Origin of the sequence: Pseudomonas sp. Sample_24 (assembly GCF_004307605.1) — a bacterium.
In the GTDB taxonomy this organism is placed as follows: domain Bacteria; phylum Pseudomonadota; class Gammaproteobacteria; order Pseudomonadales; family Pseudomonadaceae; genus Aquipseudomonas.
On record NZ_RCNW01000469.1, the window covers coordinates 1 to 6360 of the forward strand.

Below are 6360 nucleotides of genomic sequence, written 5' to 3' on the forward strand. Positions count from 1 at the left end.
CGTCTGGTGATGCTGATGACCGGCGCCCAGTCGATCCGTGAAGTGATCGCCTTCCCGAAAACCCAGAGCGCGGCAGACGTCATGACTCAGGCTCCGGGTCAGGTAGATGCCAAGGCATTGCGTGAACTGCACATTCGCCTGCGCGAAACACCAAAGGCCGAGTAAGGCTGGAGGGCGCATCTTCGGATGCGCCCTTTCTTTATAGACAGAGCTGTACAAGATTTTTGTTTGCCGGCCGGCGCGACTCAGCGTGGCGGGCAATGTTTCAAAGAGAATTCGGAGCGAGTTATGGCAGGTCATTCCAAGTGGGCGAACATCAAGCACCGCAAAGAACGTCAGGATGCCAAGAGGGGCAAGATCTTCACCAAGTGGATTCGTGAACTGACCGTTGCTGCCCGTCAGGGTGGTGGTGATCCCGGTTCCAACCCGCGTCTGCGCCTGGCCCTGGACAAGGCGCTGGGTGCCAACATGAGCCGTGACATCATCGATCGCGCCATCGCCCGCGGTACTGGCGCTGCCGATACCGACGACGTGGTCGAGTTGACCTATGAAGGTTACGGCCCGGGTGGCGTGGCGGTGATGGTCGAGTGCATGACCGACAACCGTAATCGCACTGCAGCCGCTGTCCGCCACGCGTTCAGCAAGTGCGGCGGTAACCTGGGGACTGACGGTTCGGTGGCCTATCTGTTCGAGCGCAAGGGGCAGATTTCCTTCGCCGCCGGTGTCGACGAAGACGCGTTGATGGAGGCTGCCATGGAAGCCGACGCCGATGACGTGGTGACCAACGAAGACGGGTCGATCGATGTGTTCACCTCGTTCGCCGGGTTCTATTCCGTGCGAAACGCGCTGGAAGCGGCGGGTTTCAAAGGGGATGACGCTGAAATCGTCATGTTGCCGACCACCAGCGCCGAACTCGATCTGGAAGGTGCCGAAAAAGTCCTCAAGCTGATCGACATGCTCGAAGACCTGGATGACGTGCAGAACGTCTACTCCAATGCCGAGATCCCGGAGTCGGTGGCCGCTCAGCTCGGTTGAAGGTAGCCAGGATCCAATGTGGGAGCTGGCTTGCCAGCGATGACAGTGAGTCAGGCAACATCTTTGTTGGATGAGCCTGCGCCATCGCTGGCAAGCCAGCTCCCACATCTGTTATTCGCTGTATTGAATGCAGTGCACTTACCCAACCCGCAGGCGTTATGACTTTAATTCTTGGTATCGACCCCGGTTCGCGCATCACCGGTTATGGCGTTGTTCGTGATACCGGGCGCGGCTGCGAGTATGTGGCCTCTGGCTGTATTCGTACCGGCGCGGGCGAGCTGCATGAGCGTCTGCAAATTGTCTACCGCGGTGTGCGGGAGATTATCCAGATGTACAAGCCGGTGACCATGGGCATCGAAAAGGTGTTCATGGCCCGCAATGCCGACTCAGCCCTGAAACTGGGGCAGGCCCGTGGCGCCGCTATCGTGGCGGGTGCGGAAGAAAGCCTGGAAATCGCCGAGTACACCGCGACCCAGGTCAAGCAGGCTGTAGTCGGCACTGGCGCTGCCAATAAAGAGCAGGTCCAGATGATGGTCATGCATATGCTGAAACTGACCAGCAAGCCACAAATCGATGCCTCGGACGCCCTGGCCATCGCCATTTGCCATGCTCACACCCGCTCCAGTCTCTTGCCCCACGGCTTGGGGGCGGCACGCAGTCGTGGCGGGCGCCTGCGTCTCTGATAGCATCAGCAATCATTTTTTCCGGAATGAGGGTTTCGCGCCTGTGTTGTCGGCCGAACCCCTTGCTCTGTCAGTCGCTGGCCTCGTGCTGGCCAACGCTCAAGGATCTGTAACGTGATTGGACGCTTGCGCGGCACTCTGGCTGAAAAACAGCCACCGCACCTGATTCTGGATGTAAATGGTCTGGGCTATGAGCTGGAAGTGCCCATGACCACGCTGTATCGTTTGCCGTCGGTCGGTGAGCCGCTGACCTTGCACACCCATTTGGTCGTACGCGAAGACGCGCAGTTACTCTATGGCTTCGTCGGCAAGCGCGAGCGAGACTTTTTCCGTGAATTGATTCGTCTCAACGGTGTAGGGCCGAAACTGGCCCTGGCCTTGATGTCGAGTCTGGAGGTCGATGAACTGGTGCGTTGCGTGCAGTCCCAGGACACATCGGCGTTGACCAAGGTGCCGGGCGTGGGCAAGAAAACCGCAGAACGCCTGTTGGTCGAACTCAAGGATCGCTTCAAGGCCTGGGAAACCGTGCCGGCGATGTTTGCCCTGGTGCCGAACCAGCCGGACGGCCCTGCACCGGTCAATACCGCCGAAAACGACGCGGTCAGCGCGCTGATCTCCCTGGGCTACAAGCCGCAGGAAGCCAGCAAGGCGATTTCCGCGATCAAGGAGAAAGGCTTGAGCAGTGAAGACATGATTCGTCGTGCCCTGAAGGGAATGATCTAAGTGATTGAAGCTGATCGTCTGATCGCCGCCACGGGTGGACCTCGTGACCGCGAGGAAGTCCAGGACCGGGCGATTCGTCCTGTCAGCCTGGCCGAATACATCGGCCAGCCGACCGTTCGCGAGCAAATGGAGTTGTTCATCCAGGCTGCCCGTGGCCGTAACGAATCCCTTGATCACACCCTGATCTTCGGTCCTCCGGGGCTGGGTAAAACCACGCTGGCCAACATCATCGCCCAGGAAATGGGGGTGTCGATCAAAAGCACCTCGGGGCCGGTCCTTGAGCGTCCGGGTGATCTGGCCGCGCTGCTGACCAACCTTGAACCGCACGACGTACTGTTCATCGACGAAATCCATCGCTTGTCACCGATTGTCGAAGAAGTGCTGTATCCGGCGATGGAAGATTTCCAGCTCGACATCATGATCGGCGAAGGCCCGGCTGCGCGTTCGATCAAGCTCGATCTGCCGCCGTTCACCCTGGTTGGCGCAACGACACGGGCGGGGATGCTGACCAATCCGTTGCGCGACCGTTTCGGCATCGTCCAGCGCCTGGAGTTCTACAACAACGCCGATCTGTCGACGATTGTCAGCCGCTCGGCCAGTATCCTCGGCTTGCCGCTCGACCCGGAGGGCGCCTTCGAAATCGCCCGCCGCGCCCGCGGCACCCCGCGAATCGCCAACCGTCTGCTGCGTCGTGTACGCGACTTCGCCGAAGTCCGTGCCAAGGGCCATATCACTAAACCGATTGCCGATCTGGCCCTGAATCTGCTGGATGTCGACGAGCGCGGCTTCGATCACCAGGACCGGCGTCTGTTGCTGACCATGATCGAGAAATTCGATGGCGGGCCGGTCGGGGTCGATAGCCTTGCGGCGGCGATCAGTGAAGAGCGCCACACCATCGAAGACGTGCTGGAACCTTACCTGATCCAGCAGGGCTATATCATGCGCACGCCGCGGGGGCGGGTGGTGACGCGGCATGCCTACCTGCACTTCGGCTTAAACATTCCGTCACGATTGGGTGAGATGCCCGTGGTAGACGAATTCCTTGATGCCGTGGACGATTAATTAACTTTTGCGTGCTGAATTTTCGGGCATTGTGCTGTCCTAGGACCGTACTTTCGCGAGAAAGCCGCAGAACAATGAAAAACAGTTGCCTGGCCGGATTGGCAACCTGAGGAGTAAGCACTAGAGTATGCGCGCGCAAAACGGGCTTGAGCCTTTCGCACATCGTTGTCGCGTTTATTACGAAGACACCGATGCGGGCGGCATCGTGTATTACGTCAATTACCTCAAGTTTATGGAACGGGCTCGAACCGAGCGGCTACGAGAACTGGGCTTTGCCCAATCGCAGCTGGCAGGGGAGGACCTGTTGTTCGTCGTGCATTCCAGCGAAGCGCGCTACCACGCGCCGGCGCGACTGGACGACGAACTGCTGGTAAGCGCTGAAGTAATCGAATTGAACCGTGCCAGCCTGCGCTTCAAACAGCAGGTCAGGCGGGCAACGGATGATGCGCTGCTCTGTGAAGGGCAGTTTCTGGTGGCCTGTGTGCGCACTGACAGTTTAAAACCCCGGGCCATTCCCGAAGCTCTACGAGCGGCCTTTGCCGACGTGAGCGGCGCGGGTACTCACTCAAAGCAGGAGATAAAGCGTGGAAGCTAACGTCGTCGACCATTCCTCCATGTGGAGCCTGGTCAGCAATGCCAGTATCGTGGTGCAACTGGTAATGCTGACCCTGGTAGCCGCATCGGTGACCTCATGGATCATGATCTTTCAGCGCAGCAACCTGCTGCGCGCCGGTCGACGTGCCCTGGAGAGCTTCGAGGAGCGCTTCTGGTCGGGTATCGACCTGTCCAAACTCTACCGCCAGGCCGGCAGCAACCCGGACCCTGATTCGGGTGTCGAGCAGATCTTCCGCGCCGGTTTCAAGGAATTCTCCCGTCTGCGCCAGCAGCCAGGCGTTGACCCTGAAGCGGTCATGGAAGGCGTAGCCCGTGCCATGCGCGTCGCGATCTCCCGCGAAGAAGAAAAGCTCGAGCAAAGCCTGCCCTTCCTGGCCACCGTCGGTTCCGTGAGTCCGTACATCGGTCTGTTCGGTACTGTGTGGGGCATCATGAACTCCTTCCGCGGCCTGGCGACTGCCCAGCAAGCAACGCTGGCAACGGTTGCACCCGGTATCGCTGAAGCACTGATCGCTACCGCGATTGGTCTGTTCGCCGCGATCCCTGCCGTTATCGCCTACAACCGTTTTGCCGCTCGCAGCGAAACGCTGATCAGCCGCTACTACACCTTCGCCGATGAATTCCAGGCGATCCTGCACCGCAAAGTGCACACCAGCGAAGAATAAGCAGGTAATTTCCAATGGCTTTAATCGCTCGAGCTCGACACAAGCGCAAGCCGGTCGCCGAGATGAACGTGGTGCCCTACATCGACGTGATGTTGGTGCTGCTGGTCATCTTCATGGTGACCGCGCCGATGCTCAATCAGGGCGTGAAAGTTGATCTGCCCAAGGTTTCCAGCGAAGCCTTGCCGCAGGACAACAACACCCAGGTCCTGACCATTTCCATCAAGTCTGACAAGACCTATTACTGGAACCTTGGCAGCGAAGTCGACACCGAGAAGCAGCAGGACAGGGCGATGACCCTGCCGCAGATGACCGATGCGGTGACCAAGATCATTCGCGTCGGCAATGAAGGCGGCAAGCGTACCCAGGTCTTCATTCGCGGCGACAAGAGTGTCGACTACGGCTCTGTCATGGGCGCCATGGGCGGGTTGCAGAAGGCCGGCGTCGGTAATGTTGGCTTGATTACCGAGGCGCCCTGATGCAGCAACAGCGAGAGCCGTCCGCCTCGGAAAGCTACTTCTGGCCTAGTGTCTGGGCGATTGGCTTGCACGTGCTGGTGTTCGGCATGCTGTTTGTCAGTTTCGCCTTTACCCCGGAGTTGCCGCCGGCCAAGCCGATTGTCCAGGCGACCCTGTACCAGCTGAAATCGAAAAGTCAGGCGACCACCCAGACCAATCAGAAGATTGCGGGTGAGGCGAAGAAATCCGCCGCGCGTCAGACCGAAGTCGAGCAGATGGAGCAGAAAAAGGTCGAGCAGGAAGCGGTGAAGGCTGCGGAACAAAAGAAAGAAGAAGCGGCTCAAAAGGCCGAGGAAGCCAAGAAGGCCGACGAGTCGAAGAAAGCGGAAGAGGCGAAAAAGGCTGATGAGGCCAAGAAAGCCGATGAAGCGAAGAAGACCGCCGAAGCCAAGAAGGCAGAAGAGAAACAATTGGCTGATATAGCCAAGAAGAAAGCGGAAGAGGAAGCCAAGAAGGCTGCTGAAGAAGAGGCCAAGAAAGCGGCCGCTGAAGAAGCGAAGAAAAAGATCGTCGAAGACGCGAAGAAGAAAGCCGCGGAAGACGCCAAGAAGAAAGCTGAAGCTGAAGAGGCGAAGAAGAAAGTCGCCGATGAAGCGAAGAAGAAAGCTGCTGCCGATGCTGCGAAGAAGAAAGCGCAGGAAGCGGCACGTAAATCCGCCGAAGACAAAAAGGCTCAGGCCCTGGCAGATTTGCTTTCCGACACGCCGCAGCGTCAGCAGGCCTTGGCCGATGAGCAGGGTGACGAAGTCGCCGGCAGTTTCGATGACCTGATTCGCGCTCGTGCAGCGGAAGGCTGGGCTCGTCCACCTTCGGCCCGCAAAGGCATGACGGTCGTGTTGCAAATCGGCATGTTGCCGGACGGTACGGTGACTTCGGTCAGCGTGGCCAAGTCCAGTGGCGACGGTCCGTTCGACGCATCGGCTGTGGCAGCGGTGAAGAATATTGGACGTTTGACAGAAATGCAGGGAATGAAGCCGAGTGATTTCGCTCCGTATCGTTCATTCAAGATGACATTCACACCTGAGGATCTAGCCTTGTGAGAAACCTTCTTCGAGGAATGCT

The 6360-nt window shown here is 58.6% G+C and carries 9 protein-coding genes; all 9 read left to right on the plus strand.

Annotated elements, in window-relative coordinates:
* The coding region (locus D8V06_RS30965; RefSeq protein ID WP_130932162.1) for an amino acid--tRNA ligase-related protein at window positions 1–165 on the plus strand (165 nt) is incomplete at its 5' end.
* 123 nt (window positions 166–288) lie between these two features.
* Entirely contained in the window at window positions 289–1035 is a 747-nt protein-coding gene (locus D8V06_RS26995; RefSeq protein WP_007977329.1) for a YebC/PmpR family DNA-binding transcriptional regulator, read from the plus strand.
* Window positions 1036–1193: 158 nt separating this feature from the next.
* On the plus strand, window positions 1194–1718 hold the full coding sequence (ruvC, locus tag D8V06_RS27000) for a crossover junction endodeoxyribonuclease RuvC (RefSeq protein ID WP_056852662.1): 525 nt from the start codon (window positions 1194–1196) through the stop codon (window positions 1716–1718).
* 114 nt (window positions 1719–1832) lie between these two features.
* On the plus strand, window positions 1833–2441 hold the full coding sequence (gene ruvA, locus D8V06_RS27005) for a Holliday junction branch migration protein RuvA (RefSeq protein ID WP_056852661.1): 609 nt from the start codon (window positions 1833–1835) through the stop codon (window positions 2439–2441).
* Window positions 2442–3503, plus strand: a complete 1062-nt coding sequence (ruvB, locus tag D8V06_RS27010) for a Holliday junction branch migration DNA helicase RuvB (RefSeq protein WP_056852660.1) — start codon at window positions 2442–2444, stop codon at window positions 3501–3503. It abuts the gene before it with no gap.
* Between the two features lie 127 nt (window positions 3504–3630).
* Window positions 3631–4098, plus strand: coding sequence for a tol-pal system-associated acyl-CoA thioesterase (ybgC, locus tag D8V06_RS27015; RefSeq protein WP_056852659.1), 468 nt, complete (start codon window positions 3631–3633; stop codon window positions 4096–4098).
* Window positions 4088–4783 carry a protein TolQ gene (gene tolQ, locus D8V06_RS27020; protein WP_034149144.1) on the plus strand — a complete coding sequence of 232 codons (696 nt, stop codon included), beginning with the start codon at window positions 4088–4090 and terminating at the stop codon, window positions 4781–4783. The genes ybgC and tolQ overlap by 11 nt, the downstream gene beginning before the upstream one ends.
* 23 nt (window positions 4784–4806) lie before the next feature.
* Window positions 4807–5259: a protein TolR gene (gene tolR, locus D8V06_RS27025; protein ID WP_162237374.1), complete on the plus strand. Its 453-nt coding sequence runs from the start codon at window positions 4807–4809 to the stop codon at window positions 5257–5259.
* On the plus strand, window positions 5259–6338 hold the full coding sequence (tolA, locus tag D8V06_RS27030) for a cell envelope integrity protein TolA (protein ID WP_056852658.1): 1080 nt from the start codon (window positions 5259–5261) through the stop codon (window positions 6336–6338). Before tolR ends, tolA begins: the two co-directional genes overlap by 1 nt.
* Window positions 6339–6360: the final 22 nt, after the last annotated feature.

Excerpts from the sequence above, each read along its gene's own strand:
- D8V06_RS26995 (WP_007977329.1), top strand. The coding sequence starts at position 289 with ATGGCAGGTCATTCCAAGTGGGCGAACATCAAGCACCGCAAAGAACGT.
- ruvC (WP_056852662.1), top strand. The coding sequence starts at position 1,194 with ATGACTTTAATTCTTGGTATCGACCCCGGTTCGCGCATCACCGGTTAT.
- ybgC (WP_056852659.1), top strand. The coding sequence starts at position 3,631 with ATGCGCGCGCAAAACGGGCTTGAGCCTTTCGCACATCGTTGTCGCGTT.
- tolA (WP_056852658.1), top strand. The coding sequence starts at position 5,259 with ATGCAGCAACAGCGAGAGCCGTCCGCCTCGGAAAGCTACTTCTGGCCT.